Genomic DNA, 1,257 nt, shown 5'->3' on the forward strand with positions numbered 1-1,257 from the left:
CAGGGCGCGGAGACTCGACGCTGCGCTTCAAGCCCGCAAGGTGGGGCGGCGGCTACGCTTACGGGCAACTTTTGATCCGACACCATTCTCTGGACCACCCCGGGTTAGAGTTTCCCGGCCAGGGTCACGGTGACGGGCTGGGTGCGTCACCGGGATTCATCAGCGTGATTGGGGGCTTGTTGCCGATGGCACCGTGCGGCCGATCCTCGTTATAGTATCTGCGCCACTCCTCCAACGTAAGCGCCGACGGAAGGCGGCGTTGACGTAGACCTATTTGGCCTTTCGCGGGCGCGGCGCCCATTTCTTTGTCAGCGCGGCGAAGCGGGAGTGGATCAGGTCGATGTCGGGCTGGGCGTTGGGATCATGATCGTCGCCCAGGGCGTCGAGCGCCTCCTCGTGATACTCATCGGCCGGATCTGCGAGTGCTTCCAGCTTCTCGGCATAGCCCCAAGGGCCGCCTGAGTCCTCGGGTGGCCGCATGCCGGTGGCTTCGAGCAGACGTGGATAGCTACCTTGGAGGTTCGCAGAAGCGATGCCCTGGATCTTGACGCTGTGCTCCCACGCATCGCCGAAGTCGTAGAGGTACCGGAAGGTCTTGCCCCGCATTCCTTCCAGAGCCTCGGCCAATGTCGCCTTGCGGGCATCGAGCGGACCATCGAAGCCATATTCGGGATCAGGGATGCCGAAGTCCGTGCGGCCGAAGGTCAGTTCCCACAGGTGGCTGTCCGTCCACGCCAATGCCGCCTGGAAGACGGTGTGCAAACGATCGAGTCTGATGCCGAGCGGCACTTCGATCATGCGGCTCACGGCCGGGGTCACGTCATCCAGGGTGATCGTCATCCGCACGACGAAGGCGTTGCTCAAGCAGCTTGCTCCAGGTTCTGGACCTCTTTTTCTGCTTGCCAGTTCCACGGCAACAGTTCGTCGATCCGGTTGATCGGCTGGTTGCCGATACGCGCAATGACGTCGGTGAACCAGGCCTCAGGCTCCACGCCGTTCAGGCGGCATGTCGCGGCGAGCGCGTAAAACAGGGCTGAAGCATCCCCGCCCTTGGCCGAGCCGACGAACATACCCGGCGAGATGGGCTGCAGGATGCTCGCTGCCGCGACCGGTCGTGAAGCGGAACGCCACGGCCGGCGGGCTCATGTCACCGCTGGAACGGCCCTCGCGCAGATAGACCCAGAAGTAGGCGGTGCGGCTGGAAGGATCGCAAGGCGCTCGGAATGGCTCTCAAAGCCATCTACCGTGCCGTTGATG

General features: G+C 63.5%; 2 protein-coding genes and 1 pseudogene. All 3 read right to left on the minus strand.

Annotated features, from left to right (window positions below):
* Positions 1–124: 124 nt before the first annotated feature.
* Positions 125–235, minus strand: a pseudogene (locus IE122_RS18205) (integrase core domain-containing protein); the annotation flags it as partial.
* A gap of 35 nt (positions 236–270) precedes the next feature.
* Positions 271–864, minus strand: coding sequence for a plasmid pRiA4b ORF-3 family protein (locus IE122_RS18210; RefSeq protein ID WP_229814398.1), 594 nt, complete (start codon positions 862–864; stop codon positions 271–273).
* Positions 861–1,070, minus strand: coding sequence for a transposase domain-containing protein (locus IE122_RS18215; protein WP_189622640.1), 210 nt, complete (start codon positions 1,068–1,070; stop codon positions 861–863). The genes IE122_RS18210 and IE122_RS18215 overlap by 4 nt, the downstream gene beginning before the upstream one ends.
* Positions 1,071–1,257 lie beyond the last annotated feature (187 nt).

It is taken from the genome of Novosphingobium colocasiae (genome assembly GCF_014652555.1).
GTDB classification, from domain to species: Bacteria; Pseudomonadota; Alphaproteobacteria; order Sphingomonadales; family Sphingomonadaceae; genus Novosphingobium; species Novosphingobium colocasiae.

Excerpts from the sequence above, each read along its gene's own strand:
- IE122_RS18215 (WP_189622640.1), bottom strand. The coding sequence starts at position 1,070 with ATGTTCGTCGGCTCGGCCAAGGGCGGGGATGCTTCAGCCCTGTTTTAC.